Origin of the sequence: Synechococcus sp. MIT S9503 (genome assembly GCF_047304175.1) — a bacterium.
Classification (GTDB): Bacteria; Cyanobacteriota; Cyanobacteriia; order PCC-6307; family Cyanobiaceae; genus Synechococcus_C.
Genome location: NZ_CP138955.1, coordinates 573,712 through 599,437 on the forward strand (window position 1 = coordinate 573,712; position 25,726 = coordinate 599,437).

A 25,726-nucleotide genomic window follows, 5' to 3' on the forward strand; every position below is an offset into this window, starting at 1 on the left:
CGGGATACCACAGGAGATATTTGGTTGATCAATGAACTTTTTGATTTATTTTCTTTAGCTTTGATATTGTTTTCTTTCTCAGAAGAAAATCCATCGGGATTATGCCTGCGCTGAGATAAGGCACGATCTGGGGCGAGAATTCAGCGGCAAGGCCTATTAATAAAAATACGAAAACGAAGCTCGCGCCTCGGTATTTTTTGATTCCTGAGCTTTCATTGCGTTCCGCCAGCGCCGATTCCTCCAGTAGATCAGGATTTTTCCAAGCGTGAATTGCAACAAGCCACCCAACTCCGCTGATCAATGCCAGGGTCCACCAATACAGAAGGCCAACGCCCTGGGCTTCTATCAATTGCCCGTTATTCAAGGAGCCGTAGAGTGCCGTTGGCCAGGGAAGAAAGACGATCAAAGCCATCCATAATGAATTCAGCCAAAAAATTGTGGTATCGAAGGTTCTCATTGAATTGAATACCTGATTATGTTTTAGCCATAAAACTGAAAGAATTAAAAAGCTGAACCAAAATACAAAAATCTGAGACGAGTTATCATTAATTAACTTCCATACCGTCTCTCCATCCTCTGATTTTATGTCAACCAGAGGCAGTAGCTGCAGAGTTATGGCAATAGCGACGACGGCGTCAGTGAAATTGATCAGTCGATCGAAAGCTCTGCGCTGAACTACCGATACGGTGCTGCGAGCTGCATTCATTCGACTTGTTCCTATAAGTCTCTATGCTACCTCTGCGATAAATATGTTTTTGCATTCAACGCTGTTTAAATACCGCGCACTGTTGAACACGTAAGTGGTTAATTCTTCGCTTTGCGCTGATTTTTTACGATAGCGATGCTCAAAATGTTGGATCCATAGTTGAAATGATTTGATAATCGCTGCGTTATTTGAAGCGGACAGGCAGTACTTCAATTCATAAAAAAAGGGGCTATAAGCCCCCCTTTGGAGTCGGCAATCTGAAAATTCAGTGCAATCATGCTGCGACTGCAGTTTTCGGATCGAGCACGCCCTTGGCATAAAGACCGGAATAGTAAGTAATGCTTTGTTGTTGAATTTTGCTGGCATTGCCCGCAGCCCAGAACTGCTGATAGCGGTCGAGGCAGACCTGCTTCATGTATTTGCGTGCTGGCTTGTTGAAGTGGCGGGGATCGAAATTGGCAGGGTCAGCAATGGCTGCCTCACGAACCGCCGCAGTGAATGCAAGGCGATTGTCAGTGTCGATGTTCACTTTGCGAACACCATTACGAATGCCTTCCTGGATTTCCTCAACCGGCACCCCATAGGTTTCGGGGATTGAGCCTCCATGCTGATTGATCATCTCCAGCCATTCCTGAGGTACTGATGATGAGCCATGCATCACCAGATGGGTATTGGGAATGGCTTTGTGAATCTCAGCGATTCGGCTGATGGCCAGCACCTCACCTGTGGGTTTGCGGGTGAACTTGTAGGCACCGTGACTGGTGCCGATCGCGATCGCGAGAGCGTCGCATTTGGTCTTGGCCACGAAGTCCGCTGCCTCGGAAGGATCCGTCAGCAGCATGTCCTTCGACAGCTCACCCTCGAAGCCGTGTCCGTCTTCTGCTTCTCCCTTGCCGGTTTCAAGCGAGCCCAGGCAACCAAGCTCACCCTCAACACTGACGCCAACGGAATGGGCGAAATCCACGACCTGCCTGGTGACGGCCACGTTGTAGTTGTAGCTGGCCGGAGTTTTGGCATCAGCTTCCAGTGATCCATCCATCATCACGGAGGTGAATCCGTTGATTGCGGCGGAATAGCAGGTGTCAGGCGCGTTGCCGTGATCCTGATGCATCACCACCGGGATATGCGGATAGGTCTCGGTTGCAGCCAGGATCAGATGACGCAGAAAAATTTCACCGGCGTAACTGCGGGCTCCTCGTGATGCCTGCAGAATCACCGGACTGTCGGTCTCGTCAGCCGCTTCCATGATTGCCTGCACCTGTTCAAGGTTGTTGACGTTGAATGCAGGTATGCCGTAGCCGTTTTCGGCAGCGTGGTCGAGCAGGAGCCGAAGCGGAACGAGCGCCATAGATAAAGTCCAAAAAAAGGCCCTAGGGAACCAAATGGTCCGTAGGGCCGAGACTTTACCTGAATGGTGTTTTATTTGTCACGTCAGCTTGTCGCGGAAGTGGCGTCAGGCTGTTCGTGTTGATTGATCAGTAGGTGTAGCCGGCCACGAACAGCTGCTCGTCAGAGGAGGGTTGTGAGCCGGGCACATAACGACCGAGTGAGGCTTCGGAGTTGGCCTGAGCACGGGCCAGCAGTGCTTTCTGGCCTGCTTCAAGGTTTGTGCCTGCCCAGCCTTTCAGGCAGGAGTGCTGAAGAGCTCTGCCGTAAGAGAAGCCAAGGTTCCACTTCGCTTTGCGCTCGATGGTGTTCATGTGGTTGAGATAAACCGAGGCGGCTTCCTCGCTCAGACCACCTGACAGGAAGACAATGCCGGGGACGCTTGCCGGGACACTGCGCTCAAGTGTGCGCACGGTCATGGCCGCCACTGTCGCCGGATCGGCCTTGACTGAGCAATCGGCTCCCTGGACGGTCATCGAAGGCTTCAAGAGAGTTCCTTCGAGCAGAACTCCATTGGCCTGACAGGCGTGATACACCTCCTGAATCACATGCTCCTGAATGCGGGCAGTGGTTTCGATGGTGTGGTCACCGTCCATCAGGATCTCAGGTTCAACGATCGGCACCAGGCCGGATTCCTGAACCGAGCGCGCGTAACGGGCCAGTCCCCAGGCGTTTTCCCTCACTGAGAGAGGGGATGGGCAGCCATCGGAAGTGATCTGCAGCACGGCTCGCCATTTTGCGAAACGCGCTCCCTGGGCGTAGTAATCGGCAGCACGCTCGACCAGACCGTCCAGTCCGGTGCAAAGAGTCTCAACGGAGCCGGCACCAGCCAGGGGACGCAGGCCCTTGTCAACCTTGATGCCTGGAATGATGCCCAGCTTGCCCAGTTTGTTGACCATGGACTCACCGTCGGCATGGTTCTGGAACAGGGTCTCTTCGTAAAGAATGGCTCCGCTGATGAAGTCTCCGAGACCAGCTGTGGTGAACAGCATCCCGCGATAGGCCTGGCGATTCGCCTCTGTGTTCTCAACTCCGATGGAGCCGAGGCGCTTGCCGATGGTCTTGGTGGATTCATCCACAGCAAGAATTCCTTTGCCGGGTGAGGCCAGGGATTGCGCTGTTGCAATCAGTTCGGAGGAATAATCAGACAGTGCCATTTGATTCTTCAGAATTGAAAGAGTCTCGGGGCCTTGAAGGCCGTTACGGCCTCTCTGTTTACACCTGTGTGTAAGTTTTGCTACGGCAAATGCGCAGCATTTGATTCTTTGCGGTCTGGGGTGTTGCTTCCTCGTCCCGGCTGAGCTACTGATTTTCAGGTTGTTTTCTGGGTGAAGGCAAGCGTTCTCTGTGTGCTGGAGCGATCGTCGGCTGTGGTTGCTGGCTTACAAAAAAAAAGCTGACACCGTGAGGTGTCAGCCTTGACGATTCATGAATTCAATCTCGAGGAGAACGATTCAGTTCTGAGCGAGAGATTCCCATTGATCAGGCAGGATCTTGGCGATCAACTCAAATTTGCCGTCACCGAGTGGCTTGGCAACGTAGGCGACGCCCATGGGAGCCGGATAGATACCGTTTTCAGGCACGACAGGCATCGTCACGCCCTGGAAGGGATCATCGTGACCCACCAAGAAAGTGTTTTTCCCGGCTTCAGGCTTCGCAGACAGCAAAGGGGAAACACGAGCTGCGTATTCCTTGTAATCCTCCGGAGTGCACTCAACACAGGGAAGGAAATTCAGATTTGAATTCTTGGTGTAGGTGCCGAACGCGAGATCCGCTGTGTTGTAGGCACGGCAGTAGTCACTAGAGATGACATCTCCGACTGGAATGCCAGCTGCCTTAATCCCTTCGCCGATCTGCTTGGCATCCGCCTTGCCTTCTGTGCTCAAGCGTCGCTGGGTGTTGCAGTCGGATAGATCCAGGGCGGGGCTGACCTGATCTCCCCAGTCCTTAACTGTTTTGGCGTGACGGAGATAGACAACGTGCCCGCCATCTCTGAGAGCTTCGCCCAGTGCCTGGTTGTCGAGTTTGTTGACAAAATCTTTGCCGTTTTGCTCTCCGGAGAGGGTGGTGTCGTTCTGCTCATAGGCTTCGACCTCACTTCTGTCAGCAGAAAGTTTGTCTTTGCTGGCTGAGTCGTCGCTGACTGAACCAGACGAGCAGGCTGCCATCAGCAGCAGAGCTGCGAAGCACGATGCTTTTTTAATCATTGATGAAATGAATTTTCTTCATTAAAGCGATTTCGTCTTTCGGCAACATCTTGTAAGTCACGACAACCTGTCGCTGTTGATACAGCGATTTCTGAGGCTTGGTTGTGACCTAATCAGTGTGTGGACATCGATCTGTCACAGGTGATCTGGCTCGCCAGGCCCTCAGCGAGACCGGGCACCATTGGTCGCCCGCTACGAATGCTCTCAGCCCACCAGCTCTGCAAACGGGCCACTGGCGCCACACGTCCATCACTCCAGGTTGTTGAGAAGCGCAGATCCTCATCAGGCTCGATGGTGCGCGGCGCCTCACCGCTCTTCTGGATCGTGAGGGTGAAGCCATGCACATAATCCTTCTGATTGGCACTGCCGAGAACCATGCTTCCCTCCGATCCATAGATCTCCAGCCAGCAGCCGCGTCCGTTACGGGCAACTGAGGCCAGTGCCACTTGCGCAGGCGCAACCCCTCCTTGATGAAGCTCCAGTTCGAGGTTGATCAGGGCGATGTCGTCAGTGTCAACCTGTTTCATGTCACCCTGCGTATCGGGTCGCTGAGCGATGGCTGTGTGTGTCACCGCCTGAAGCTTCCCTGTGGAGCCGATCAGCCAGGCCAATGTGTCGAAGGCATGGGTTCCAAGCGCACCGAGAACACCACCCCCCTGTACAGCCTGTGAATACCAGCTCCAGGCTCGCTCTGGGTTGGCTCTGCTGCTCATCAACCAGTCCAGTTTCACCAGCCACGGAGTACCCACTGCCCCCTGTTCCAGCAGGCGTGATGCCTGCTGGAACAGAGGCACCGCTCTGTATTCGAAATCAACCGCCACGCTGAGACCTCTGCCGATGGCTTCGCGCTGCAGGTCTGCCACCTGTTGCGCATTCAATGCAACAGGTTTTTCCAGGAGCAGATGCTTGCCCGCTTGCAGAGCACGCATGGCCAGTTCGTATCTGGGGCCGGGAGGCGTGGCGATGATCACAGCCTCAACCCTGGAATCCTCCAGAAGTGCATCCCAGGATCCGTGACCTTTCAGGCCGGTACTGCTGCAGGCCTGATCAAGCCGCTCCTCACGCGGATGCCACAGCGCAACTGGTTCCAGTTCAGGGATGCTCAGGAGTGCAGGAAGATGCACCGCTTCGCCGAATCCGAGCCCTGCGATGGCAACCCCGATCGGGTTCTGGGACGTCGGACTGGCAGCCATGGTGAACCGGTCAGTGAATGGATGGGAAGCGTCAGGTCAGTCCGGAACTGCAGACTGCGGTGATGACTTCCGTGATCAGATCATCCTCAGCCGGCGCCTCCCAGTCCGCTCCGAAGCGAGGCAAGCCATTCTTCTGAGTGTCGCGGTAGAGGAACTGATCACAGTCAATCTCCATGACAACCAGGGTCCCTAGGGCAGGGGAGTCATCGTCCGTTTTCAGGCTGTATCGACTGAGTACCGACAAGTTTCCAGCTTTCGTTCTGCGGACGCTCCCGGCATCCCACCACTGCTGACCTTCGCTGGTTGAGGGCACTTCACGCCAGTCGACAGGTCCTGCGAAAGCAGGTGCTGCCAGCACGACAATCAGCAGGGCCACCATGGCTGATGCCAACCATTCGAGAAGGCTCTTGGGACGAATTTCGCTCATGCCTCGACAGCCACCTCGGGGCGACAGCCATGCAGACTCAGGAGAGTCGAAAGGGTGTTCTTCAGCTGAGTGCGAGGCACGATTGTGTCGACAAACCCATGCTCCTGCAGATACTCGGCGGTTTGGAAGTTGTCGGGAAGTTTCTCTCGCAAGGTTTGTTCAATGACCCTTCTCCCTGCGAAACCGATCAGAGCTTTCGGTTCAGCGAGGATCAGATCACCGAGCATGGCAAAACTCGCCGTGACTCCACCGGTTGTGGGATGGGTGAGCAGAGGCATGTAAAGCACGCCTGCTTCGCGATGGCGTTCCAGTGCTCCCGAGATCTTGGCCATCTGCATGAGGCTGAGCATGCCCTCCTGCATTCGGGCTCCTCCGGAAGCGCAAACGATCAGCAGCGGCAGACGCTTGGCTGTGGCCTCCTCAATCAGACGTGTGATTTTCTCTCCAACTACCGAGCCCATCGACCCGCCCATGAAGCGGAAATCCATCACGGCAAGAGCCATGGGGATGCCATCCACGCGGCATAAACCCGTGATCACACCATCGCGAAGACCAGTGCTTGCCTGGGTTTCTCGCAGCCGGTCGGCGTAGGCGCGTCGATCCTTGAATCCAAGCGGGTCGGTCGGAGTCAACTCCTCATCAAGCGGTTCAAAGCTCCCTTCATCGGTGATGATCGCAATTCGCTCGGCACTGAAGATGCGGTGGTGATAGCTGCAGCTGCCGCAGACGCTTGCATTGGCCAAAAGGTCCTTGCGGTAGACCACCTGTGAGCATTCGGGGCATTTGCTCCAGAGACCATCTCCCTCTTCGGGTTCCTGCGTGACCTTGACCACGGACTGACCCTTGCGGCGATCTGCGAACCAGTCGAAAAGAGACACGGAGACGATCCAGACCTACCCATTAAAAGACCCACCTGGTCGAGATCCATATCTCGGTTCTTCCACGTCTGTTCGGGAACCTGCTCAGATTGGCTTGCAACGAGGCACTTCGAACAGTCTTGGAGCGCTTGCGTAGCATTTGTTGCTAGAGAACCAGTTTTGAGGTCGTTTTTAATTTTTGCTCCAGGGTGCGTAAGCGTTTGAATGCCTATAAAAAAATTATCAGCATTCTTTTTATGTCATCGCATACTTCAGCAATTAATGAGCATCTTGCTCTCGAATTTCAGGCTAGTCATACATATTTGGCGATGTCGATTTGGTTGCGTGAGCGAGATCTGATTGGTTTTTCCAGTTACATGCTCAACAAAAGCACTGAAGAACGTGGACATGCTTCGAAATTCATTGCCTATCTCGTTGACAGTGAATGCAAGGTTCAGCTGCCCACGATTGAGTCGCCTGAAAGGGAGTGGGAATCCGTTAAAGCACTTTTCGACAAGGTGTATGAGATGGAAAGAACGGTGACGAAATCGATCAACAACATCTACACGCTCTCAGAACAGGAAGGTGACAGAACTGCAACCGCGATGCTCGATTGGTTTGTGGGTGAGCAGTTGCAGGAAGAATCTGAGGCGCGATTTGTTCTGAAGCGATTGCGTCTTGCCGATTCAAGCGCTGCAGCTTTGATCCTGCTTGATCAGCAGTTTCTGGATGGAACTCTGCTCGCCAATGTCAAAGCTGGAGGAGCCTTTGATATTGCGGGAACAGGCGGTGGTGCCGCTGCCTGATTCCATTCACAAGAAGATGGTTTCCTGTTCAGTTGATTGAGACAAACCGTGAGCTCGTTGTCTGGACTTATCCAGTTCAACGGGCTTTTTTATGGACTGACCAGAGCCATCCACTGATTCCACCACCACTGGGAACCCATAAGCCAGACCAGCCAGATTCCCAGAGCGATGAATGGACCAAAGGGAAAGGGCTCTCGGGGCTTGAGGTGACCGCTGATCCTGGCGATGACACCAAACAGGGCCCCTGCGAATACGGCAATTCCGATGGCGACGCCAAGACCAGCGATACCAAGCCAGGCGCCAGCCATGGCAGCCAGCTTGGCGTCACCCAGGCCCAGTGCAGGCTGGCCAACCAGGCGTTCCGCCAGAGCGCTGACAGCTTCCAGTGCAAGCAATCCGCCAGTGGATGCCAGCAGATGATTGAACAGTAGGGCTGTGTTCTGTGCTTCCCCAAAGGCTGTGACCAGCGCGGTGGCGACAAGCCCTGCAATCACACCTGCACGACAGATGGGTTCAGGCAGCCAGAGGTGATCGATGTCGATCAACACCAGGGGCATCAACAGACTGATCAACACGACTCCGCCACCCAGCGTTGTCAGGGCCGTCACCGTGTCCGTCGAAACAGGATTTGTGTTGAAGCCGACGGCCCAGAACGCACTAAGCCACAACCCAGCAGTGAGGGTTTCCACCACGGGGTAGCGAGCTGAAATCGGTTGTCGGCAGTCCCGGCACTGACCCCCGAGTGAAAGCCAGCCGATCACGGGGATGTTGTCGTGCCATTGCACGGAATGGCCGCAGTGAGGACAGTGGCTGCCAGGCCATACAACAGACTCTTCCCTAGGCAGCCGCCAGACGACAACGTTGATGAAACTGCCGACGCAGGACCCTGCCAGAAGCATGATCCACCACAGTGGTGAGCTCAAGATCCCTGCCCTCTGAACCGTTCTTTTGGACTGCGGGGACGTCGGAGTCGTTTGCTGATCAAGTCCGCGCTGATGAATTGTTCATCCGGCAGCAGCGTGGGGGGGGCAAGTACCACATGTCCTTCACTGAGATCGATATTCACCACAACGCCACATGGTTCGCATGACTGGGCTGAATCGCTGAGATGCTGGAAATAAATCCTGCGGGCCAGTGCGATCATTCGCCTGCTGTCCACTCGGTCCCAGCGTGGAGTGAGGCTGGCGTTACCGCCGGCTCCCGCGATCACGAAGGAGGGAGGGGAAACAGAAATAGGCTCACCTGAACAATCAGATGAGCCCACGATAGGACTGATTGGGGCTGTTGATGTACAGAAATCAGTTCATCTTTTTCTTCTCTTCAATCATTCGGTGAATGATCGGAGTGAGGATCAATTCCATCGCAAATCCCATTTTGCCTCCGTTCACCACGATGCTTGTGGGGCTCGACATGAAGGAGTCGTGGATCATGCTGAGCAGATAGTTGAAATCAATCCCCCATTTCTCACGAGCACCCTTGCGGAAGTGGATGATCACGAAACTTTCATCGGGGCTGGGAATATTTCTGCAGATGAAGGGGTTGGAGGTGTCAACGGTCGGCACCCGCTGGAAATTGATGTCAGTGCGACTGAACTGCGGGCAGATGTGATTGATGTAATCGGGCATCCTGCGCAGGATGGTGTCAACGATTGCTTCTGCGGAATAACCACGCTCAGCATTGTCGCGATGGATCTTCTGGATCCATTCAAGATTGGTGATCGGCACAACACCGACCAGCAGATCGGCCAGTGATGCCACGTCGTAGGCGTCACCTTTCACGCCGCCGTGAAGACCCTCGTAAAACAACAGATCAGTACCTGTCGGAATGTCTTCCCAGGGAGTGAACTGCCCAGGATTCAGCTCGACGCCCAGGCGGGAGTTATGTTCCGCTGCCTCTTCAGGGCTGTGGAGGTAATAACGCTTCTGTCCGCCGCCTGTCTCGCCGTAGACGCGGAAGAGTTCCTCAAGCTTGTCGAAAAGGTTGGCTTCAGGACCGAAGTGGGAGAAGTTTTCACCCTTGGCCAGTGCATCAGCCATGGCGTCCTTCATCGCCATCCGCTCGAAGCGGTGATAGCTGTCACCTTCGACGACAGCCGGTGTGATGCTTTCACGGGCGAAGATGTGCTCGAAGGCACGCTTCACGGTGCTGGTTCCGGCACCTGAGGAACCGGTGACAGCCACGACGGGGTGACGCTTCGACATCGACGGAGGCAGATCTGGCCCGAAGAGTTTGGCAGGTCAACGGACCGATATCGAATTTTGTTGGCTCGAGTCTGTTCAGAGAGCCTTGAGCAGCTCCTCTCCCATGGCCTTGCAACCCAGTGATGTGCAGCCTTCCGCCATCAGGTCTCCGGTGCGGAAGCCCCTATCCAGCACCTGATCCACAGCCTTTTCAAGAGCATCGGCTGCGCTTGGTTGCTTCAGGCCCGTGCGCAGCATCATCGCAGCTGAGAGCACCATGGCCATCGGGTTGGCTTTGTCCTGACCGGCGATGTCAGGTGCTGATCCATGCACCGGTTCAAAAAGCCCCGGCCCCTCGCTACCAAGCGAGGCTGAAGGAAGCATGCCGATGGAACCGGTGAGCATGGCGGCTTCATCGCTGAGAATGTCGCCGAACAGGTTGCCGGTCAGAAGAACATCAAACTGGCGCGGATCTCTCACCAGCTGCATGGCGGCATTGTCCACATACATGTGATTCACCTGCACATCGCTGTAAACGCCTGCCATGGCATCCACCCGGTCTCTCCACAACTGGCTCACATCGAGAACATTGGCCTTGTCCACTGAGCAGAGGCGGCCTCTGCGTTCTCCGGCGAGCTCAAACGCCACTTTGGCGATCCGGTCAACCTCCGAATCCGAATAGGTCATGGTGTTGAAGCCTCGCTCTTCTCCATCGGCTTCGACTCGCCCCTTCGGTTGACCGAAGTAGATGCCACCGGTGAGTTCGCGCACAACCATCAGATCAACACCTTCGATGACCTCAGGTCGAAGACTGCTGGCACCGATCAGGGCGGGCACGATCTTCACCGGGCGCAGGTTGGCGAACAGCTCCATCCCAGAACGCAAGGCGAGCAGACCGCTTTCCGGTCGTTTTTCTCTGGGTAGAGCATCAAAACGAGGACTGCCGATGGCGGCGAGCAACACGGCGTCGGCTGAGCGACAGATTTGCAGAGTGCTAGCTGGTAATGGATCACCGGTTGCATCGATCGCGGCACCACCGATCAGTTGTTCATCAAAAATCAGGCGGAAGCCGAACCGCGTGGCGACAGCCTCGAGCAGCTGTCGCGCAACGGCGGTGATTTCCGGACCAATGCCGTCACCCGGCAGAAGAACGACGCGATGCTGATCCATTTGCCGTGCCCGGACAGTGCTGGTGGGAGGTTACTGAGCGGTGCCCGGTGTTTCGGAGTGAGAGTCCTGTTGCACAGTCTGTCGCTGGATCTGACGCAGCTGTTTCGTCATCTCCGGCAATTTGCTGAAGGCTGCTGAACAGCGAAGCCAAAGTCTGTTGGGAATCGCCGGGTAACCACTGACCACTTCACCGGCGGCGATTTCACCATGGATGCCGCTTTTGGAGCTTGCGATCGCACGATCACCGATCACTGCCCGATTGGCGACTCCCACCTGTCCAGCAAGGATCACTCCATCGCCCAGCCGTGCTCCTCCTGCAATGCCCACCTGTGAAGCGAGGGCACATCCACGTCCAGTTTCAACGCCGTGACCGATCTGGACGAGATTGTCGACTTTGGTGCCGGATCCAAGGCGCGTCTCGCCAACGGATGGTCGATCGATCGTGCTGCCGCAACCAATCTCGACACCATCCTCGAGAACAACCAGTCCTGTCTGCGGCATTTTGCGCCAGCCACTGGCCGTGGGAACGAAACCAAATCCCTCCGAGCCCACCACAGCATTGGAGTGAATGACACATCCACTACCGATTCGGCATCCGGGATGCAGAACGGAATTCGCGTGCAACTCACAGCTCTCTCCGATCTCCACGTCGCCGTAGATCACCACTCCGGGGTGGATCACGGTTCGAGCGCCAATCCGGGTGTCGTCCCCGATCGTCACGTTGGCGGCCACGCTGACTCCGGCACCGAGCTGAACGCGATCAGCGATGACGGCGCTTGGGTGAATCCCTGCGTGCTGCGTTGGCCGCGGATGCAATTGTTCGAGTGCTTCAGCGAAGGCGAGTCTCGGGTCTCTGCAGGTTGCCCAGGCCAGTGCTCTCTGCTCAGCAAGAGCTTTCAGTTCAACCTGATCAGGAATCAGGACCGCTCCCACGCAGCTGGTTTCGAGATTGGCGATCAGAGCATTGCCCTTCTCAAGAAAGCTGAGTTGATCAGGTTGTGCGGATTCCAGTGACGCAGCGCCACGAAGTTCGGGATTCCTGCCCGTTGAAGCGTTCAGAATGCCTGCTTCGCCCTTCTCAAGAATGGCGATCAACTCGCTGAAGCGCATGGAGAGGTACCGAGTGACTGAACATCGAGTTCACAACTGATCGTCCCAGCCGAAGTCCAACGCAGTCGTTGCTGACAGCTTCCGGGAATCCAGCTGAAGGATCTCGTCAAGTTAGCGGCGGAAGACGCAGATGATGAGCGAGTCAGCGTGCTGGTATCACGACTGTTGAAGCCCTATCCACAAACTGGTTTGTCAACAGGAGACAGCAACAACGCAGTCGTTGATCAGTGCAAAAGAGATTTCAGCATCGCGTTGTCAAAATCGCAGGACTGTTGTCGTTGAGACTTTCCTTTTTGACCCAGAGACTGCTTCCCTCGTGATTTTGTGTTGAGCCACAGGACAGCGGTGTTGACTTGGTTATAGTTGAACAACTAATCGGTTAATTATGTCGAAGTGGATTTTAATCCTAGGTATATTGTATTCTGGAATTCTTCTTTATATTTATGTTGTTTTGCCTGCGATTAAATAGTAGTCTGTATTCAATTCGTTGAGAATCGAGTCGAGGCTATGCTTCTTATTATCTGCAAAATTCCTGCGAATTGATCCACAGTTAGCTTTGGCAAGCGGCTTGAGCGGAGTCCTGATCCGGTGTTTGTATCTCAAGCTGCGGGATTGTTTTTCTATGTGATGTCAGCGGGGACTGTAGATGTTGATACGTCTGATGCCTGAGCCATTCGCTAATCTGCTAGGCCGGTTTGGTTCAGTTATGTCGGCGAAACAGGATCCGATCATCAGTTTGTTTGCCGCGGCATCGGTTGGTGCTTTTATTCTCACCTCGTGGCTTGCTCATGACTACGACAACATCATCATTCCGTTTCTGTTTCTCAGCATGATCTGTGCCAATGGCTTTGGCTACTACATGGGTCTATCAGCAAACAAATAATTCTGCCTTGGATGAAATTCTTCATTGGTCAATTGTTGACAATGATGAGTGGTCGAGATTTCGCTGGCCCACGAACAATTTGATTTTCTTCCGCTGTTGGTCATCAATCACACGTGTGATCAATTGCCTGCTGGCGGGTTGTCGTCATGGTTAAAACCATGGCGTCGCGATGCACCACGACTGGTGAACCGCCGGTACAGGTCTGCTCCGTTGACTGCAGCGATAGGAGATCACTCAGCTTTTCGCTGCTCATCGTCGACAGACCACGAGCCACCTCCTCTCCGTGTTCATCGACCAGCAGAACTGCCTGATTGGTCTCGAATTGCCCGTCGACATCAGTGATCCCCACAAGCAGTAGAGAGGCACCCTTGGTCGTCAGTGCCCTCGAAGCGCCTCGATCGATCCGAAGCGTGCCGGATGGTTGCAGGGCGTGAGCCAACCAGCTTTTACGGTCTCCCAGGGGCTGGGGATGGGGGTGAAACACGGTGCCCCCGCGTCCTCCCCGAAGGATGTCCTGCAAAGCCTCCGAGGTTCGGCCATCGCCCAGATGCACCTTAATGCCGCTGTGTGTCGCAATCCTTGCCGCTGCAAGCTTTGTGGCCATTCCGCCTGTGCCCCAGCGGCCTCCTCCTCCAGCTCCTTCCTCTAGGTCTCCAATCTCTTCGTGTCCGTGCACATCCTTGATTGGCGTGGCATTGATGTCACTGCGTGGGTCTGCTGAATAGAGGCTGTCCACATCGGTGAGCAGGATCAGTTCATCGGCTTTGACGGCTGCTGCAACCAGTGCGGAGAGCGTGTCGTTGTCTCCGAATTTCAGTTCGTCCGAAGACACCGTGTCATTTCCATTCACCACGGGCAGAACACCCCATTCCAGAAGCTGGTTGAGTGTCGCGGATGCATTGTGATAACTCACACGATCCGCCAGGTCCGAGCGAGTGAGAAGCACCTGAGCCACAGCAATGGAATGGCGTGAGAATTCCTTCTCATAGAGGCTCATCAGGTAGCCCTGTCCCACTGAGGCTGCCGCTTGCAGGCCTGGCAGGCTGAGTGGGCGCTGAGCCATGCCGAGCCGTTGGCAACCCAGACCCACAGCCCCGGAGGACACCAGCACCACGCGATCGCCACGGGCCATGCTCTCGGCCAGGTCGCATGACAAACGCGCGATCGCATTTGCAGTTGTTGCGGCCTGGCGTTGTCTCAGCAGGCTTGTGCCCACTTTCACAACCCTGAGGGTCATTGACTCACCGCTCCAAAGAATCTGGCGAGATTGCGTTCCAGTCTTTGAACACGGTCGTGGCTGCACGGTGTGCCATCAGTCCGGGGTGGCCTGACCAGAACGGTGTAGAGCCCCAGTCTGTTGCCGGCAAGAACATCGGTGAACAAGCGGTCTCCCACCATGGCGATCTCAGCTTCTGGGTGCGGAAGGGTGCTGATCACACGGCGAATGGCCCCTCTGCGTGGTTTTGACGCCGATGAGGTGAACGTCACGTTCATCTGTTCGGCCACGGCCTGAATCCGCCGCCGCGAGGTGTTGTTACTGATCAGATGAATGTGCAGCAGCCGGGAGGCCTCCTTCGCCCAGCGACGCATCGGAATAGGCAGCTGCACATCACGCCCTGGAAGCAGTGTGCGATCCACATCGAGCAGAAGAACCCTGATTCCCCTTTCCAGGAGGGGGTCGAGTGGGAGCTGGGCCAAGGTCAGGCCTGGATCCCAGTCAGGTGTCAGCCAGTGACGCTGCATCACTCAGGCAGTCCCAGTTCATCCAGCTCGGCTTCGATCCGTGGTTGAACGCGATCAAACTCCTCACCCTCGACCAGAACAGCGGCACCGTCGTCCATCCTGGCCACCACGAAAAATGGATCCAGGGGGATGTAGAGGCCGTATTCCTGTTCATCAACAAGAAAGCTCACCAGCAGCTCATAGGTTTCCGATTCATCGTCACCGTCCTCTTCTTCAAGATCCTCCGGATCAGGCTCATCAAGTTCTCCGTTGACCGTCAGAGTTACCGCTGAACGGACCAAGGTGAGGTCGTGCTCCTGAAGCACGACGTCAGCAACAGAAAGAATTGGCTCACTGCTCGTGATGCTTTCAATCAGTTCCGGATCATCGCCGTCACGCAGCCTGAACAGGCACACGGGAGTATCTACCGGAGTGAGCAGGGCGTAATCCTTGTCATCAAGGGGGATGAGCTGCTCAAGAAAGCAGAGTAGGTCGTGTCCGTCACGGTCCTTGACGAGAACGGTGGGCACCTCACCGCTGGTTGCAGGTCCGCTTGAACTCATGGCGCTGGTGAGGTTGAAACACAGGATCTTGCATCAGCATCCGTTTTGCCATGATTTTCAGGCGCCATCTGGACTGGTTGCGCCTCGGGTCCATCGGCCAGCCACTGTTCCAGGAGCAGGGCTGCTGCGGCGCTGTCAAGTCTTCCACTGCGATCCCCATGCAGACGATGGCGTTCCCCGGCCGCCCAGCTGCTGCTGTGCTCGTTCACAAAGGCCATGGGAAGGGACAGGGCACGAGCTAAACGAACTCCGTAGCGATGGCAGTGTTTCGCCTGCTCGGTGGGGTTGCCGAGCTCATCGAGAGGGAGTCCCACCACCAATGCTTCGACCCGGCGTTCAGTGCAAAGCTTCTGAAGTTGACGGAGATCGTCACTGAAGATCCCCCGTTTCAGAGCGTTCAGTGGCGTCACAGTCACTCCAAGTGCGTCACATCCAGCCAGTCCGATCCTCCTGCGGCCCACATCAAGGCTGAGAACCGATCTTGCTCGAGGAGGGAATGAAGAACTCACTAACGCCTCGGCGCCAGACTGGGCGTGGGAAGCGGAGGGTGTTGAGGCTGCAGCCGACCCAGCATGGATTCAATTGGGCGGATTCCAGCCAGGCTGCGCTGATTCACACGCCTCCAGATGCTTCTGCCCAGCATCATTTCCTGTGGACCTTCCCGCCATCCCTGATTTCCCAGCACTTCGCCGAGCTGATGATCGTCATCCGCCACCAGCAGAGATGGGAAAGTCCGCTGCTTCAACAGCTCTGAAAGTGCTGCAGGTAATCCTGCGCCGATCCGTTCGTCCCAGGCGGGTCCCCGCAGGAGTTCCAGACGGGGTGAATCCATCCCCCATGGGCGTCGGATTAACCCCGCAATCACCTGGCTGTCTCCCTCTCGCTCAACGGTCAGAACCGACGATCCGCCGCCCTTCAGATCAAGCAGATCGCACCATTGACGATCGAGAATCTGACGGTGCTGCGGGCTGATGCTGGATTGCTCGAGAGCAAGAAGCTGTCGAGCATTGTCGCGGTTGATCGGACTCCAGCACAGCCCAGGAGGAAGCTCTGTGTAGGAGTGCTGTTCAGATGACAGTGAAGGGACCTGCTCCGGTGGGTTCCAGATACGCCCCTGGCGAAGAGGCTGGAAGCCAAGCTCCCGTAACAGATCAAGCTGAGGTCGGTCGGTCGGGTCGCAGCGCACCAGCCAGCTGCGGCAACGGGAAATGTCATCGCTCAGTGCATGCTGGATGAGCAGACGAAGTCCTTGCTGACGACTGAAGTGACGGGGAGACGTCAGAGAGAGAACATCAAGATGCCAGCAACTGTTGCGACGGTTGCTGGAACGCATCAGAAGCAGTGATGCAATCTGATCGGATAATTCCGAAGATGACTCGATCAACGCGATCACCCTCGTCAGTCGTGCGTTGAGAGGGTCTGGCAGCAATCTCTCGAGCCTGCTGAACCAGGACTGCACAAGCAGGCTCTGCAGAGCGCTGATCTCGATGGTGGTACAGGCATCGGGAGCCGATGCGATCTGAGCCAGATGTCCAGGTTTCAAGGGCTCGGCCCGGAGCCGGAATCCCGCTGTCGCTGCCACGGCAGGCCTCCACCACTATTCAAATCTATCGCCGCCTTTCGATTGGTGAGATCAGGCGGGGCGCACCAGCACCAGTGGAGTGCGCTCATTGGCGTTCCCTGCCGGGTTGGGGCGCAGGGCGCGATGCAGCAAAGCCTCATCACAGCCATTGCTTGAGGCCAGCACCTTCACACGGCCAAGGTCGTTCACATCGACAATCGCAACAGAGACACCAAGCGCTTCTGCGGCCTCCTGACAAAGACGGACGGGATCCGTAGGCCCGAGAACGATGGTCTGGTCGTAAGGAGGGGTGGTTCCGGTGATGTCATCGATTAGCCGTGCCTGTTCGCCAGCCAGTCGATAGAACCAACCCTTCAGCCCGACGACTTTCAGGGCCAGGCCGATTGACCAGGCGAGAATCACTCGGGTCGGTCCGACCTGATCGATCAATGTCTGCAGCCCGCAGGCGGTGGCAAGACTGCTGGTGGGATGAAACACGCGGCAGAGCAGTCGGGCGATCCAGGTGGGCTTCACCATCGATGGATGGGTGTATCGCCCCTGGATGACGGCTACCGGGGTTTCGCCGATCGTGAGAATGTCACCGGGCTGAACCAGATCCCCTGCGTAGTTGCGCAGCACATCGATTGTGTTGTCGAGGGGGCCCAGCAGATGCGTTTTCAGAGGAAGCACCTTGCAGTTCTCACCAAACCTGTAGTCAGCCTCGGCGGGCTGCAGAACGGCAGGCCTGCGCAGAGGCACAACAACGCCCTGGCGGCGTTCAAGACGTCCGAAGGGACCGTAGTTCACCCAGTTGACATCCATCCAGACCGTGTCCACACGATCGGCGATCGCCTGTCCTGTGGGAGTGCTGAGGCTGACGCTGACCTTGATTCGGGTGCTTTTGCGGCCTTTCACGATGTAGGCCGGCCAGTACCCGTCGGCCCGTGTTTCCTCATCGGGATGATCGGGGGTGATTGCCGTTCTCAGCGTCACATCGCTCAGGTCGGAGCTGCCGATCAGCACGGGATTGACCTGCAGCTCAGGCACCATCACCTCCATGCGTGCATGTGGGTTGGTGATCTCGATCCATCCCTCGAGGTGAAGATCATTGCCTTTGGTCTCGATGTTCCAGTCCAGCTGGCGCAGCATCAGTGGAGAGGCTGGCCTCAAACGATGGCGAGCTTCGATCCAGAACACTCCCAGCCCGATCAGGAGCAGGATCAGAAGCAGAACACACATTTCAACGTCGGCTTTCAGCCGTTCTCAATGGCGCGCAGCGTAAGGCGTCCGCGTGATCTCTCAGCGAGAGATCACTTCGGTGTTGAGTTCGTTGAAACTGAGGCTCATGCTTTCGCCCTGCGGAGCGGGGAGTCCGGTGGCCTGACTGATGGCGGAGTTGATCTGCTCCAGTGGGACCTGTCCCTCCTCGTCAAGCAGCACCTTGCCGTCTCCATCAATGACCACCACCTGCGGAATGATTCCGTGCCAGTAATGCGCGGGATCGGTTCGGTCGCTGACTGTTCGTCCCTGAAGTGCGTCAGTGGTCAATGGCAAAAGGTCCACGCTGTTTCCCCAGAGCCTCTGCAGTTCCGAAACAGCAGGGGAGAAGGCCTTGCTCGTTCTGCTGTCATCGAGGTAGTAGACGATCACGCTCGTGCGCCCCGCCTGCAGTGAATCAGCGAGGGTGACCGCGGGAGGCACAAGTGATCCGTTGCCGGCATACAACGCGAAGATATTGCCGTCGTAGCTGTCGGTCTCGCGGATGGCTTGTGCGGGCAGCACGATCAGCGTTAAACACAGCGCCGCGATGATGGATCGGATCAGAAACGCGGTCATGGCGGCGGAACAGTGCATGCATTCTGAGCCCTGCAATGTCTTCGCCGTTTTTGTTCAACCACGCCCGAGACTTCGGCCCATTCCCTGAGCGATGCCACGTCCGATCAGACCGATGGCGCGACCCACCACCTGGGTCAGGATCACCACCATCAGATCTCCGAAACGTTTCACCAGTGCCTGAACCTGCGGTGCGATGGCATCGCGGGCTTCCACAAGAAGAGCCACCTGCTGCTGCCACCAGCGCAGGCTCCTGAGTTCCTCATCCCTCGGCTCAGTCAGTAGCAAGGGCTCGATGCGGCCGGTTTTGAGGCTGAACAGCAGCCGTCGACTCTCGTACAAACGAATCGGTCGTTCGATCCAGTCCTGCCATCGCGACTGACTGTTGAGTTGGTTGCGCAGCCGTTCCAGTTCGCGCGTTGAAATCAGGTTCTGCTGTAGAAGATATCTCCGCAGTTCCGGCCATTCACCGCAGACCCCGAGCAACTCCGAGCCAATCAGTTCGGCGGTGCGCACAAGCCAGTTGCTGATCAGGGTCTCAAGCTGCAGCAAAGCCCTGGGATCGTCGGAAGGGAGCAGCTGACCGTCAACCAGCACGGGTTGATCGAGTACCAGCGAGGCCAGCATGGTCTGCGGGTCCGGCAGTTCCTCATCGGATTGTTGAAGATCCGTCCGATCCACCAGCTGATCGGCGACGGCAACAAGGCTTTCTCCCTGTGGAAGCCTGACGTAACTGCCGGCGACGCTTCGCAGAGCCTGTTGCCTCACCTCTGTCTGCAACGACTGCCAGCGCGCGTTCAGTGCCTTCTGGTCGCGGGTGCTCACAAGTTCGTCTCCGCGAAGTCGTAGCAGCACCTCCTGCAGCTGTTGCAGCAGAGCCAGCAACAGGTCACGACGACGTTCGGGATGAAGTCCTTCGATCGCCAGCAACTGGCCGGTGTCGTTCCCAAGGCCACTGGTGACAGCACCTTCGAGTCGTTGCTGGATGGCATTCCAGACGGCTGTCGGTTGACGGTCGCTCAGGGTCAGTTCAAGCGTGGAATGCTGATCGCGCAGAGGTACAGCTTCGGCCAGCCCGGTCTGCAGAGGCCCCCAGAGCCAGAGGAGCAGGTTTCTGGCACTGCGCAGCTCACGGCAACGACCTTCAAGCATCAAGCGCAACAGGAGATGCTCCGGTGGCGGATCAAGCAGTGCCTCGATGACCTGCAGATCCCGACTGATCTGCTGCAGACCGCTGAGCAGAAGCGATTGCGCCAGCCCCATCGACTTGTGGTTCTGGTGAGATTGGTCTGTATGGGGTCTGACGCGGAGAACCCTGCCCCCGTTCAGAAGAGTTTGCACTGCACTTCTGAGTGCCTCCAGTCCGGGGTCCTGAAGGATCCCGTCGCAGTTCAGGGCCAGCAGTTCCTGGGGATCACCTTTGAAATCCGCTGGCAGCAGCAGCAGCAGTGGCGCTGGAGACCATCGCTGCTGAAGTTGAAGAATCTCGCGCTGGAGGATCAGATCCTGTGGTTCCGACGTCAGCGACCAGACCACCAGCGCAGGGTGACCCTTGAGCTGATCCGCTGAGAGTCTCACCTGAAGGAGGAGATCCTCATTGGGGATTTCCGCTGCGAGGCTTTCACCGAGGAGATCGGGAGCAAAAAGGAGAATCTCCTTGTCCTGGTCGATCACGGTGCCCTGAAACTGTGCTGATAAGCGTCAAGGTAACGGTCCTTTCGAGGTTGCTCCAGTGGCAAATCTCGGACGTCCGTTCAGTTGCAGTGTGTAGGACTCGATGTGAAACCCGGTACGTCGTTCGATCTCCCTCAGCAGATCGTCGGGGAGTTTGACGTCAAGATCCTCGATAGCGCCTGTTTCCAGGCATGTGAGATGGCTGTGGGGATCATTGCGGTATCCATAAAGCCTTCCGCTTGCCCGATCGAGGCATTCGATCACTCCCGCACTCTGGAGAGCCTCGAGATTCTGATAAACAGAGGTATGGCCGATCCGCCGTCCCTGTTGGTTGAGCTTTTCGAATATGTCTCGAGCGCTGAGGTGACTGGCTTCGCTCCACAGCAGGTCGAGCACCATCCGTCTCTGTCGGCTCAGTCGCATGCCCAGATGTCGGCAACGTTCGAATGCATCCTGAAGGGTGCGCGTTGCAGTGGCTCCCTTTGGCAGAAATGACTCGACCAGCGACTCCACGGCAGTCGTTGTAATGATTTCAGGGTAGACCCGTGAAATAAAACCGTCTAAGGCACTGGTTCTGCCGGATCCCTTTCAGGCCAGATCTCTCAGCTGCCCCGTGGGAGGGTCCTGCAGTCGTCCTTCGCCGAGTGCCTTGAGAGCCTCCTGAAGATCGACTCGGCCGTCGTAGAGAGCGCGTCCGACGATCACGGCTTCGACGCCGAGAGGTTCAAGTGCCAGCAGAGCCAGCAAGTCAGCCATGCACCCCACCCCGCCGGATGCGATCACGGGAACCGAGCTTGCCGCGGCCATTTCCCTCAAGGCAAGCAGATTGGGACCTGCAAGCGTCCCATCGGTGCTGATATCGGTGCTGATGATTGCCGCAATCGCTGATTCACTGAACCGCCTCGCCAGTTCAGTGGCCTCCGTGTCGCTGTTCTCCAGCCACCCCCTCGTGGCAACCTTTCCATGCCTGGCATCGATGCCAACGATGATTTGTCCGGGATAGCGATCAGCCAGCTCCACCACCAGCGCAGGTTGCTCTAGTGCAACCGTTCCCAGGATCACCCGCTCGAGTCCGCAGTCCAGCAGCTCCTTAGCCCGCTGCGCAGAACGCACACCTCCTCCGAGCTGGACTGGGATTGATAGTGACCTGGTGATCGCGCGTACCGCTGCGTCGTTGATCGGTTCACCGCTGCGGGCGCCGTCGAGGTCCACAAGGTGCAGACGGCTGGCGCCCTGCTCCTGCCAGCTTCTGGCCTGGGAGACAGGGTCGTCGCTGAAGCGGGTGACCTGGTCGTAATCCCCTTGATGCAACCGGACGCAGGCCCCACCCAGCAGGTCGATGGCTGGAATGATCTGCATGGTCGTTGCAATGGACTGACTCCCATCCTGCATGGATGGGTTGAGCACGCTTCAATACCTCCTGGTCTGCCTGGCTGCTCGTGCAAATCCTGTTGATGGGGGGAACCCGTTTCGTCGGAAAGCCTCTGGTGAGTCGTCTGCAACAGCAGGGTCACAGCCTCACCTTGTTCACCCGCGGTCGTCAGCCTCTCCCCGAAGGAGTGGAGTCGGTGACCGGTGATCGTGGCGATGATCAGGCACTCGATCAGCTCAAGGGACGAGGCTTCGATGTCATCATCGACAGCTCCGGTCGCACGCTCTCAGACAGTCAGCGCGTTGTGGAGCGCACAGGCCCCCCCTCCCATCGTTTTCTCTATGTGAGTTCAGCGGGTGTCTATGCCGGCAGTCCCACCTGGCCCCTGGATGAGGAGAGCCCGCTCGATCCAGCCAGTCGGCATTCGGGTAAGGCCGACACCGAGCAATGGCTGCTGCGTGAAGGAATTGCCTTCACGAGTTTCAGGCCGACGTACATCGTCGGGCCTGGCAACTACAACCCTGTGGAGCGCTGGTTTTTCGATCGCATCGTTCATGACCGTCCCATTCCTTTGCCCGGAGACGGAATGACCATCACCCAGATCGGCCATGTCGAGGATCTGGCTGAAGCCATGGCCCGCAGTCTTGAGGTGGATGCATCCTGCAATCGCATTTACAACTGCTCCGCCAAGAGGGGAATCACGTTCCAGGGTCTGATCGAGGCCGCGGCTCTGGGCTGCGGTCGTGAGCCCGGCAGCCTTGACCTGCGCAGTTTCGATCCCAGTGGACTTGATCCGAAGGCTCGTAAAAGTTTCCCCTTGAGACTGAGCCACTTTCTGACCGATATCAGTCGCGTTGAGCGCGAGCTGGCCTGGACCCCACGGTTTGATGCAGTTGCGTGCATGGCAGACAGCTACAAGCGCGACTATGCGCTTGCCCCGACTACCACGCCCGACTTCAGCACCGATCAGGTGCTGATCGGGGTCTGAGGTAAGCGATGGCTGACCAGAGGGCAAGGACCAGCCCTGGCCAGAACAGCAACCAGCCCAGCGCATGAATGACCACAGTGAACTGTATGGATGTCCAGCTTTTGGGCCAGAGCATCAGAAACAGGCTCAGGAACTGAAAAGTTGTTTTCCACTTCCCAAGCCAGGAGGCTGGCGCGCCTCCCTTGCTTCCTGACCTCCATCCGGAGATCAGCAGTTCCCTGGCCAGCAGCAGCCATACAGCCCAGAGGGGCAGTTGCTGATCAGCCGCCAACCAGATCAATGGAGCGCTGATCAACAGTTTGTCGGCCAGGGGATCAAGCCTTGCGCCCCAGCTGCTGCCACCGTCGGCCCTGCGGGCCATCCACCCATCCGCCCAGTCGCTCAGGGCTCCGACCAGCAACAGCAGCCAGGCCCAAGCCAGCTGGTCCGAAGCCAGGAGCAGCAGAACCGGTGCGCCGAGGACGGCGCGCAGGAGTGTGAGTCGGTCGGCCCACAGCCGCCAGGGAGAGACCAAGGCTCAGAATGCGTGCAGTTGATCAGGTCCCATGGTGCTCCAGCAGACGGTTGGGGAGGTGATGTCCGCTCCGGTGCTGACCGTGACGGCGGAGACTCCTCTTCAGGATGCAGTGAGTCTGCTGAACGACCATCACGTAAGCGGTCTGCCTGTTGTTGACGGTGAGGGAGTTCTGATCGGGGAACTGACGGAGCAGGATCTGATGGTCCGTGAAAGCGGCGTGGATGTGGGCCCCTACGTGATGCTTCTCGACAGCGTGATCTACCTGCGCAATCCGCTGAACTGGGATCGCCAGGTGCATCAGGTTCTAGGTAACACCGTCGGAGATCTCATGCACCGCGACAGCCACAGTTGTGAGAGCAGCCTGCCGCTTCCCAAGGCGGCCTCGATGTTGCATGACAAAGGAACACAACGCCTGATCGTTGTCGACGCGGAGCGACGACCGGTCGGAGTTCTCACCCGTGGTGATGTGGTGAGGGCGCTTGCATCAGCTCAGGGCTGACGGCCGGCGAGCGGTTGAATCCGGATGGCGATCGGATTGATCAAACGGAAATCCACCATGTCTCCGACCCGCAACCCGGCGAACACCTCGCTCTCCAGCTCAGGTCGAATGTCGAGTTTGTGAATCTTGCCCAGCGGTCCCCTCAGAGTCACCTTGTGATCGGTACGTGAAAGGCGCACAACCTCTGCTGTGCCGGTGGCCATGGCCACACGAGAGCCAGCCGGGACTGGTCCGAAGGCACGCCCGAGCCTGAGATCTTCCCGCTGGAGTGTGAGCTGGTTCTGATTTGAACTGCGCAGATCCACCACCAGACCCTGCAGCATTTCGATGGTCACCTGATCCCCCACCTTCAGACCCGCTTCGGTCGGGTCGATCGCTGAGGTGATCAACATGCTGTGCCCCTGAGCTCCCTTGACCCTGAGCACTTTCTGGCCAGGCACAAGGCCTTGAATCTCGGCTGTGATCTGGGCGAGCTCAAATGCCTCAAGCAACTCGCTCTTCAAGGTGACATCCCTCTCAGCCACTGGACTGATCAGCAACGGTTCACCGCTTCCGCGATAACCCTTGAGCGCCTGACCGGTTGTCGAACGGGGCAATTTGCGGACATTCACAGCCAGCGGCTGGATCAGTCGGAAATTCACGGTGTCTCCGATCCTGATGCGATCAAAGGGATTGGCCTCGGCGCTGACCACTACATCCAGGTTGTTGATGCCGCCAAGAGGACCAAGCAGATCAATGATGTTGTCCTGCCGGTCGATGCTGACGACCTGAGCTGTTCCAGACGCCAGCGCCACGCGCATACCCTTTTTGAGCTTGCCCATGTCCATGGGAAGAATGATGTCTTCCCGGCTGAAACTCAGCTCCCGTTGCGTGCTCGGTTCCAGTTCAACCACAAGACCATCCAGGATGGAAAGTGAAACCTCGTCGCCCTTCGCAAGATCAAGGGGTTCCAGATCAATTCCCACAGTGAGGATTTCCCGGTGACCATGCGGGTCGATCACTTCGATCACCTTCTCGGAGGGAAGTGCCGTGGTCACGGTGGCCCTCATCTCGGTGACCTCAAAGGCCGCCAGTTGTTCGGGGGAGAAGCCAGCCTCGGCTTTCTGAGCAAGTCCGAATGAGACACCGAGCACCGCTGCCGCAATCCAACTGCCTGAAAGCCTTCTGAATACCGAACCAAGCGCCTGGAATTGAGCCAAGGGAACGACCAACTAGTGCAGCGACGGTAGCCGGATCCGTTCTTGGGTCAAAATGTCGCGGAATATGAGCTCCAAGGCATGCTTTTCCGATTCAGGCGCACTGCTCTGTTCACGGGGTTGTCATTGCTGACCCTGGGTCTGATCCATGCGCCTGCACGGGCCGAGAAGTCCATTGAAATCAGCCTCAAGGAACGTTATCTGACGTTGTTCGACAACGGCAAGGTGGTGGAACGCTTCCCTGTGGCAATTGGAGCGCCCGAATCACCGACTCCAGCAGGCAGTTACGCCATCACCAGGATGGAGGATGCACCCGTTTATCACAAGGGAGGCAAGGTGATTGCACCGGGCCCCAAGAATCCGGTGGGTGTTCGCTACATGGCCTATTTCCAGCTTGGGTCTGGTGAGTACGCGATTCACGGAACCGCCTGGCCGAACTGGGTGAAGCTCCGCTCCGCCGTCAGCCTTGGATGCATCCGCATGCTCAACAAGGATGTCGTCACCCTGTTTCAACAGGTTGATGTCGGCACGCCAGTGGTTGTGACCTCCGATTGATTTTTTTCTTCCCTGATTGATTCGCCCCAGCTGAATGATGTCTGCACGCACATTTTTCCCGGTTCTCTGCGGTTCCTTCCTCGCACTGATCACCAATCCTGCTTCCGCTTCTCAGCTGAAGGAAATGCCCGAACAGACGTTTCTCGATCAGGTCGAAGCACCCGGCCATGTTCTTGTGACCGCACGAGGAGCTGAGGCGGTCGATGCGGAGGCCCGGCGCCAGGGTCTTCGTTTCCCTGCGGTGGGGTACTGGTCTCCGGAAAACATCTGTTTCAAAACCCCGCCGACCGGTGATTGCAACGGCCTGTTCCGGCGTTGATT

30 protein-coding genes are annotated in these 25,726 nt (G+C 56.9%); 6 read left to right on the top strand and 24 right to left on the bottom strand.

Annotated elements, in window-relative coordinates; genetic code table 11:
• Window positions 1–28: 28 nt before the first annotated feature.
• The 7 genes from SIB56_RS03130 to accD all read right to left on the bottom strand — a co-directional run bounded on the left by SIB56_RS03130 (window position 29) and on the right by accD (window position 6,797).
• Window positions 29–706, bottom strand: coding sequence for a TMEM175 family protein (locus SIB56_RS03130; protein ID WP_413325311.1), 678 nt, complete (start codon window positions 704–706; stop codon window positions 29–31).
• 274 nt (window positions 707–980) lie between these two features.
• Window positions 981–2,054: a class II fructose-bisphosphate aldolase gene (gene fba, locus SIB56_RS03135; protein ID WP_413325313.1), complete on the bottom strand. Its 1,074-nt coding sequence runs from the start codon at window positions 2,052–2,054 to the stop codon at window positions 981–983.
• A gap of 127 nt (window positions 2,055–2,181) precedes the next feature.
• On the bottom strand, window positions 2,182–3,249 hold the full coding sequence (locus SIB56_RS03140; RefSeq protein ID WP_413325315.1) for a class I fructose-bisphosphate aldolase: 1,068 nt from the start codon (window positions 3,247–3,249) through the stop codon (window positions 2,182–2,184).
• Window positions 3,250–3,546: 297 nt separating this feature from the next.
• Complete coding sequence (locus tag SIB56_RS03145; protein ID WP_413325317.1) at window positions 3,547–4,260, bottom strand: histidine phosphatase family protein; 714 nt, start codon at window positions 4,258–4,260, stop codon at window positions 3,547–3,549.
• Window positions 4,261–4,412: 152 nt separating this feature from the next.
• Window positions 4,413–5,492 carry a Gfo/Idh/MocA family protein gene (locus SIB56_RS03150; protein ID WP_413325319.1) on the bottom strand — a complete coding sequence of 360 codons (1,080 nt, stop codon included), beginning with the start codon at window positions 5,490–5,492 and terminating at the stop codon, window positions 4,413–4,415.
• Window positions 5,493–5,523: 31 nt separating this feature from the next.
• A complete protein-coding gene (locus tag SIB56_RS03155) occupies window positions 5,524–5,919 on the bottom strand; it encodes a hypothetical protein (RefSeq protein WP_413325321.1) in 396 nt (131 codons plus the stop codon).
• Window positions 5,916–6,797 carry an acetyl-CoA carboxylase, carboxyltransferase subunit beta gene (accD, locus tag SIB56_RS03160; protein ID WP_413325324.1) on the bottom strand — a complete coding sequence of 294 codons (882 nt, stop codon included), beginning with the start codon at window positions 6,795–6,797 and terminating at the stop codon, window positions 5,916–5,918. The genes SIB56_RS03155 and accD overlap by 4 nt, the downstream gene beginning before the upstream one ends.
• 188 nt (window positions 6,798–6,985) lie before the next feature.
• Here accD and SIB56_RS03165 point away from each other — a divergent pair, with 188 nt between their 5' ends.
• Window positions 6,986–7,582: a ferritin gene (locus SIB56_RS03165; protein ID WP_413325326.1), complete on the top strand. Its 597-nt coding sequence runs from the start codon at window positions 6,986–6,988 to the stop codon at window positions 7,580–7,582.
• Window positions 7,583–7,671: 89 nt separating this feature from the next.
• Here SIB56_RS03165 and SIB56_RS03170 read toward each other — a convergent pair whose 3' ends face one another.
• The 5 genes from SIB56_RS03170 to lpxD form a co-directional block, all read right to left on the bottom strand.
• Window positions 7,672–8,481: a prepilin peptidase gene (locus SIB56_RS03170; RefSeq protein ID WP_413327066.1), complete on the bottom strand. Its 810-nt coding sequence runs from the start codon at window positions 8,479–8,481 to the stop codon at window positions 7,672–7,674.
• 20 nt (window positions 8,482–8,501) lie between these two features.
• Window positions 8,502–8,792 carry a hypothetical protein gene (locus SIB56_RS03175; RefSeq protein WP_413325328.1) on the bottom strand — a complete coding sequence of 97 codons (291 nt, stop codon included), beginning with the start codon at window positions 8,790–8,792 and terminating at the stop codon, window positions 8,502–8,504.
• A gap of 88 nt (window positions 8,793–8,880) precedes the next feature.
• A complete protein-coding gene (locus tag SIB56_RS03180; protein WP_413325330.1) occupies window positions 8,881–9,783 on the bottom strand; it encodes a phosphoribulokinase in 903 nt (300 codons plus the stop codon).
• Window positions 9,784–9,858: 75 nt separating this feature from the next.
• Window positions 9,859–10,932 (bottom strand): 3-isopropylmalate dehydrogenase, encoded by a 1,074-nt coding sequence (gene leuB / locus SIB56_RS03185; protein WP_413325332.1) that lies wholly within the window; start codon window positions 10,930–10,932, stop codon window positions 9,859–9,861.
• 30 nt (window positions 10,933–10,962) lie between these two features.
• Entirely contained in the window at window positions 10,963–12,042 is a 1,080-nt protein-coding gene (gene lpxD / locus SIB56_RS03190) for a UDP-3-O-(3-hydroxymyristoyl)glucosamine N-acyltransferase (protein ID WP_413325334.1), read from the bottom strand.
• 661 nt (window positions 12,043–12,703) lie between these two features.
• Here lpxD and SIB56_RS03195 point away from each other — a divergent pair.
• On the top strand, window positions 12,704–12,925 hold the full coding sequence (locus SIB56_RS03195) for a hypothetical protein (RefSeq protein ID WP_413325337.1): 222 nt from the start codon (window positions 12,704–12,706) through the stop codon (window positions 12,923–12,925).
• Between the two features lie 103 nt (window positions 12,926–13,028).
• Here the strand turns inward: SIB56_RS03195 and proB are convergent, their stop codons facing one another.
• The 10 genes from proB to hisA form a co-directional block, all read right to left on the bottom strand.
• Window positions 13,029–14,162 carry a glutamate 5-kinase gene (proB, locus tag SIB56_RS03200; RefSeq protein ID WP_413325341.1) on the bottom strand — a complete coding sequence of 378 codons (1,134 nt, stop codon included), beginning with the start codon at window positions 14,160–14,162 and terminating at the stop codon, window positions 13,029–13,031.
• Window positions 14,159–14,668 (bottom strand): YqeG family HAD IIIA-type phosphatase, encoded by a 510-nt coding sequence (locus SIB56_RS03205; RefSeq protein ID WP_413325343.1) that lies wholly within the window; start codon window positions 14,666–14,668, stop codon window positions 14,159–14,161. The genes proB and SIB56_RS03205 overlap by 4 nt, the downstream gene beginning before the upstream one ends.
• Complete coding sequence (locus SIB56_RS03210; RefSeq protein WP_413325345.1) at window positions 14,668–15,210, bottom strand: DUF3727 domain-containing protein; 543 nt, start codon at window positions 15,208–15,210, stop codon at window positions 14,668–14,670. The genes SIB56_RS03205 and SIB56_RS03210 overlap by 1 nt, the downstream gene beginning before the upstream one ends.
• Window positions 15,207–15,719: a Holliday junction resolvase RuvX gene (gene ruvX / locus SIB56_RS03215; protein WP_413325347.1), complete on the bottom strand. Its 513-nt coding sequence runs from the start codon at window positions 15,717–15,719 to the stop codon at window positions 15,207–15,209. Before ruvX ends, SIB56_RS03210 begins: the two co-directional genes overlap by 4 nt.
• Window positions 15,719–16,792, bottom strand: a complete 1,074-nt coding sequence (locus SIB56_RS03220) for a hypothetical protein (protein ID WP_413325349.1) — start codon at window positions 16,790–16,792, stop codon at window positions 15,719–15,721. Before SIB56_RS03220 ends, ruvX begins: the two co-directional genes overlap by 1 nt.
• Window positions 16,793–16,843: 51 nt before the next feature.
• Window positions 16,844–18,010 (bottom strand): F420-0:Gamma-glutamyl ligase, encoded by a 1,167-nt coding sequence (locus SIB56_RS03225; RefSeq protein WP_413325351.1) that lies wholly within the window; start codon window positions 18,008–18,010, stop codon window positions 16,844–16,846.
• A gap of 60 nt (window positions 18,011–18,070) precedes the next feature.
• Entirely contained in the window at window positions 18,071–18,607 is a 537-nt protein-coding gene (locus SIB56_RS03230) for a thylakoid membrane photosystem I accumulation factor (protein WP_413325353.1), read from the bottom strand.
• 54 nt (window positions 18,608–18,661) lie between these two features.
• On the bottom strand, window positions 18,662–20,278 hold the full coding sequence (locus SIB56_RS03235; protein WP_413325356.1) for a DUF3685 domain-containing protein: 1,617 nt from the start codon (window positions 20,276–20,278) through the stop codon (window positions 18,662–18,664).
• 27 nt (window positions 20,279–20,305) lie between these two features.
• Complete coding sequence (locus tag SIB56_RS03240; RefSeq protein ID WP_413327069.1) at window positions 20,306–20,701, bottom strand: Fur family transcriptional regulator; 396 nt, start codon at window positions 20,699–20,701, stop codon at window positions 20,306–20,308.
• A 165-nt stretch (window positions 20,702–20,866) separates the two neighbouring features.
• A complete protein-coding gene (gene hisA / locus SIB56_RS03245; RefSeq protein WP_413327072.1) occupies window positions 20,867–21,637 on the bottom strand; it encodes a 1-(5-phosphoribosyl)-5-[(5-phosphoribosylamino)methylideneamino]imidazole-4-carboxamide isomerase in 771 nt (256 codons plus the stop codon).
• A gap of 80 nt (window positions 21,638–21,717) precedes the next feature.
• Between hisA and SIB56_RS03250 the strand changes: the two genes are divergently transcribed.
• The gene (locus tag SIB56_RS03250; protein WP_413325358.1) at window positions 21,718–22,638 is read left to right on the top strand and encodes an NAD-dependent epimerase/dehydratase family protein; all 921 of its coding nucleotides are present in this window, start codon (window positions 21,718–21,720) and stop codon (window positions 22,636–22,638) included.
• Here SIB56_RS03250 and pgsA read toward each other — a convergent pair.
• Window positions 22,607–23,152, bottom strand: coding sequence for a CDP-diacylglycerol--glycerol-3-phosphate 3-phosphatidyltransferase (pgsA, locus tag SIB56_RS03255; RefSeq protein ID WP_413325360.1), 546 nt, complete (start codon window positions 23,150–23,152; stop codon window positions 22,607–22,609). The genes SIB56_RS03250 and pgsA overlap by 32 nt on opposite strands.
• A gap of 31 nt (window positions 23,153–23,183) precedes the next feature.
• Here pgsA and SIB56_RS03260 point away from each other — a divergent pair, with 31 nt between their 5' ends.
• Window positions 23,184–23,654 carry a CBS domain-containing protein gene (locus SIB56_RS03260; protein ID WP_413325362.1) on the top strand — a complete coding sequence of 157 codons (471 nt, stop codon included), beginning with the start codon at window positions 23,184–23,186 and terminating at the stop codon, window positions 23,652–23,654.
• Here the strand turns inward: SIB56_RS03260 and SIB56_RS03265 are convergent.
• The gene (locus SIB56_RS03265) at window positions 23,645–24,787 is read right to left on the bottom strand and encodes a hypothetical protein (RefSeq protein WP_413325364.1); all 1,143 of its coding nucleotides are present in this window, start codon (window positions 24,785–24,787) and stop codon (window positions 23,645–23,647) included. The genes SIB56_RS03260 and SIB56_RS03265 overlap by 10 nt on opposite strands.
• A 144-nt stretch (window positions 24,788–24,931) precedes the next feature.
• Here SIB56_RS03265 and SIB56_RS03270 point away from each other — a divergent pair, with 144 nt between their 5' ends.
• Both SIB56_RS03270 and SIB56_RS03275 read left to right on the top strand, forming a co-directional pair.
• Window positions 24,932–25,405, top strand: a complete 474-nt coding sequence (locus SIB56_RS03270; RefSeq protein WP_413325367.1) for a L,D-transpeptidase — start codon at window positions 24,932–24,934, stop codon at window positions 25,403–25,405.
• 37 nt (window positions 25,406–25,442) lie between these two features.
• The gene (locus SIB56_RS03275) at window positions 25,443–25,724 is read left to right on the top strand and encodes a hypothetical protein (protein ID WP_413325369.1); all 282 of its coding nucleotides are present in this window, start codon (window positions 25,443–25,445) and stop codon (window positions 25,722–25,724) included.
• The last annotated feature ends 2 nt before the right edge of the window (window positions 25,725–25,726 follow it).

What these genes read in the sequence shown, in the direction of transcription:
- SIB56_RS03180 (WP_413325330.1), bottom strand. Translation starts at nt 9,783, where the DNA reads ATGTCGAAGCGTCACCCCGTCGTGGCTGTCACCGGTTCCTCAGGTGCC.
- SIB56_RS03260 (WP_413325362.1), top strand. Translation starts at nt 23,184, where the DNA reads ATGGTGCTCCAGCAGACGGTTGGGGAGGTGATGTCCGCTCCGGTGCTG.
- SIB56_RS03130 (WP_413325311.1), bottom strand. Translation starts at nt 706, where the DNA reads ATGAATGCAGCTCGCAGCACCGTATCGGTAGTTCAGCGCAGAGCTTTC.
- SIB56_RS03230 (WP_413325353.1), bottom strand. Translation starts at nt 18,607, where the DNA reads ATGACCGCGTTTCTGATCCGATCCATCATCGCGGCGCTGTGTTTAACG.
- SIB56_RS03275 (WP_413325369.1), top strand. Translation starts at nt 25,443, where the DNA reads ATGTCTGCACGCACATTTTTCCCGGTTCTCTGCGGTTCCTTCCTCGCA.
- SIB56_RS03240 (WP_413327069.1), bottom strand. Translation starts at nt 20,701, where the DNA reads ATGCGACTGAGCCGACAGAGACGGATGGTGCTCGACCTGCTGTGGAGC.
- lpxD (WP_413325334.1), bottom strand. Translation starts at nt 12,042, where the DNA reads ATGCGCTTCAGCGAGTTGATCGCCATTCTTGAGAAGGGCGAAGCAGGC.
- SIB56_RS03270 (WP_413325367.1), top strand. Translation starts at nt 24,932, where the DNA reads ATGCTTTTCCGATTCAGGCGCACTGCTCTGTTCACGGGGTTGTCATTG.
- SIB56_RS03225 (WP_413325351.1), bottom strand. Translation starts at nt 18,010, where the DNA reads ATGTGTGTTCTGCTTCTGATCCTGCTCCTGATCGGGCTGGGAGTGTTC.
- hisA (WP_413327072.1), bottom strand. Translation starts at nt 21,637, where the DNA reads ATGCAGATCATTCCAGCCATCGACCTGCTGGGTGGGGCCTGCGTCCGG.
- leuB (WP_413325332.1), bottom strand. Translation starts at nt 10,932, where the DNA reads ATGGATCAGCATCGCGTCGTTCTTCTGCCGGGTGACGGCATTGGTCCG.
- SIB56_RS03195 (WP_413325337.1), top strand. Translation starts at nt 12,704, where the DNA reads ATGCCTGAGCCATTCGCTAATCTGCTAGGCCGGTTTGGTTCAGTTATG.
- SIB56_RS03145 (WP_413325317.1), bottom strand. Translation starts at nt 4,260, where the DNA reads ATGGCAGCCTGCTCGTCTGGTTCAGTCAGCGACGACTCAGCCAGCAAA.
- fba (WP_413325313.1), bottom strand. Translation starts at nt 2,054, where the DNA reads ATGGCGCTCGTTCCGCTTCGGCTCCTGCTCGACCACGCTGCCGAAAAC.
- SIB56_RS03155 (WP_413325321.1), bottom strand. Translation starts at nt 5,919, where the DNA reads ATGAGCGAAATTCGTCCCAAGAGCCTTCTCGAATGGTTGGCATCAGCC.
- SIB56_RS03140 (WP_413325315.1), bottom strand. Translation starts at nt 3,249, where the DNA reads ATGGCACTGTCTGATTATTCCTCCGAACTGATTGCAACAGCGCAATCC.
- SIB56_RS03205 (WP_413325343.1), bottom strand. Translation starts at nt 14,668, where the DNA reads ATGCAGCGTCACTGGCTGACACCTGACTGGGATCCAGGCCTGACCTTG.
- proB (WP_413325341.1), bottom strand. Translation starts at nt 14,162, where the DNA reads ATGACCCTCAGGGTTGTGAAAGTGGGCACAAGCCTGCTGAGACAACGC.
- SIB56_RS03210 (WP_413325345.1), bottom strand. Translation starts at nt 15,210, where the DNA reads ATGAGTTCAAGCGGACCTGCAACCAGCGGTGAGGTGCCCACCGTTCTC.
- SIB56_RS03170 (WP_413327066.1), bottom strand. Translation starts at nt 8,481, where the DNA reads ATGCTTCTGGCAGGGTCCTGCGTCGGCAGTTTCATCAACGTTGTCGTC.
- SIB56_RS03150 (WP_413325319.1), bottom strand. Translation starts at nt 5,492, where the DNA reads ATGGCTGCCAGTCCGACGTCCCAGAACCCGATCGGGGTTGCCATCGCA.